The sequence below is a fragment of the Pseudomonas sp. 2822-15 genome, from assembly GCF_002742515.1.
GTDB classification, from domain to species: domain Bacteria; phylum Pseudomonadota; class Gammaproteobacteria; order Pseudomonadales; family Pseudomonadaceae; genus Aquipseudomonas; species Aquipseudomonas salomonii.
In genome coordinates this window covers 1-2,449 of sequence record NZ_LJRY01000210.1, presented here as the reverse complement: position 1 = coordinate 2,449, position 2,449 = coordinate 1, and the positions used below count along the sequence as shown (strand labels likewise).

Here is a 2,449-nt window from a genome sequence, read left to right as displayed (position 1 = left end):
GCCATGACCCAACCTCTGTTGGAGCTCAAGGGCATTACCCGCAGTTTCATGGCCGGCGAGCGCGAGTTCATCGCGCTCAAGGGCATCGACCTGACGATTCATGCCGGCGAAATGGTCGCGATCATCGGCGCCTCGGGTTCGGGCAAATCCACCTTGATGAACATCCTCGGCGGCCTGGACTACGCCACCGCCGGCAGCTACAAGATCAACGGCATCGAGACCCGCTCGCTGGGTGATGAACAGTTGGCGGAGCTGCGCCGTGATTACTTCGGGTTTATCTTCCAGCGCTACCATTTGCTCGCGCATTTGAGCGCCTTGCACAACGTGGAAATGCCGGCGATCTATGCCGGTACGCCCGAAAACCAACGGCACGGCCGCGCGCGCGACCTGCTCACGCGCCTGGGCCTGGCGGGGCACACCACCCACCGCCCGAGCCAGCTCTCCGGGGGCCAGCAACAGCGCGTGAGTATTGCCCGGGCCTTGATGAACGGCGGTGAAGTGATCCTCGCCGACGAGCCCACCGGCGCCCTCGACACCCACAGCGGCAAAGAGGTGATGCGCATCCTCGCCGAGCTGCACGCGGCCGGGCACACGGTGATCATCGTCACCCACGACCCCAAGGTGGCGGCGAACGCCCAGCGTATTGTCGAGGTGTGTGATGGCGAGATAGTCAGCGACAAGGCCAATGACAGTGAGGGCCTGGCGTTGCCCAGCGAGGCGCCCATCGAACCCAAGCGCAGCGGCGCCCGGCGTCTGGTGGCGAGCCTGGGGTTGTTCAAGGAAGCCTTCAATATGGCCTGGGTCGCGCTGATTTCCCATCGCATGCGCACCTTGCTGACCATGCTGGGTATCGTGATCGGCATCACCTCGGTGGTGTCGATTTCGGCGATCGGCGAGGGGGCCAAGCGTTATGTGCTCAAGGACATCCAGGCGATTGGCAGTAACACCATTGATATCTTTTCCGGCACCAGTTTTGGGGACAGTCGGGCGTCGGCCATCGAGACATTGATGCCGTCGGATGTGGAGGCGTTGAACCAGCTGTATTACGTCGACAGCGCCACGCCGGTGGTGGGGCGTAACCTGTTGCTGCGTTTCGGCAATATCGACCTGGATGCGCAGGTGAACGGCGTCAGCGATCGGTATTTCAAAGTGAAGGGGCTCAAGCTCGAAGCCGGGATTGCCTTCAGTGAAAGTGACGCGCGGCGTCAGGCGCAGGTGGTGGTGATTGACCACAACACTCGGCATCGTCTGTTCGGCCCGAACGTGGACCCGCTGGGGCAGGTGATCCTGGTCGGCAAACTGCCGTGTACGGTGATCGGGGTGACGGCTGACAATAAAAACATGTTTGCCGCCAGCAAGGCGTTGAACGTGTGGGTGCCTTATGAAACGGCGGCGGGGCGCTTGTTGGGGCAGCGGCATCTGGACAGCATTACCGTGCGTATCAAGGATGGGCAGCCGAGCAAGGTGGTGGAAGACAACGTTAACAAGCTGATGCTGCAGCGGCATGGGACCAAGGATTTTTTTACCAATAACCTTGATAGCATCATGCAGACGGTGCAGAAAACCAGCCGCTCCCTGGCGCTGCTGTTGTCGCTGATTGCGGTGATTTCGCTGCTGGTGGGCGGGATTGGGGTGATGAATATCATGCTGGTATCGGTCACTGAGCGCACCCGTGAGATCGGGATTCGCATGGCGGTGGGGGCGCGGCAGTCGGATATTCGTCAGCAGTTTCTGGTGGAGGCGGTGATGGTGTGTTTGATCGGCGGGGTTATCGGGATTTCGTTGTCGTATGCCATTGGCTATCTGTTTTCGCTGTTTGTGAAGGAGTGGGAGATGGTGTTTTCGGTGGGGTCGATTGTGACGGCGTTTGCGTGTTCGACGTTGATCGGGATTGTGTTTGGTTTTGTGCCGGCACGGAATGCGGCGCGGTTGGACCCGATTGAGGCGCTGGCGCGGGATTGATTTTTGTTGGCAGCGTTTGATTGGGGTGGGGTGGTTTGCTGGCGTACATATCCGTTGCTGCGGTAACGGCTGCCTAGGGTTCCGCTCTTACAGCGGGTCACTTTTGGCAAACGCCCCAAAAGTAACCAAAAGGTCTTCGCCCCACCACTCGGCACCTCGCTAATGCTCGGTGTGCCCTCACTCCGGCTTGAATCCGTGGGCCGCCGCGATGGGCCATCCTTGGCCCAGCGCGGCTAACCCGGCGTCCTGCCGGGTTACCCACGGATTCAAGCCTGCGTTCGGCCATCGTGGTTGACGGGGCGTCTGAGATCAAAAGCAGATCAAGATCTACAGCACGGCGGCCTGAAAGCCGACCTGAGTGGTTGAAGCAAAAGCCAGATCAAGTGCAAAGCAACAGCCTATCTACCTGATGTACGGGACAACCACATGGGTTACACAAAAGTGCATTCACATAGGTAACACTTTGAGTGAAATATAGCCGTCCTTG

The 2,449-nt window shown here is 59.6% G+C and carries 1 protein-coding gene; it reads left to right on the top strand.

What is annotated here, in order from left to right; genetic code table 11:
• Positions 1-3: 3 nt before the first annotated feature.
• Positions 4-1,962, top strand: a complete 1,959-nt coding sequence (locus tag AOA59_RS24910; protein WP_065911437.1) for a MacB family efflux pump subunit — start codon at positions 4-6, stop codon at positions 1,960-1,962.
• Positions 1,963-2,449 lie beyond the last annotated feature (487 nt).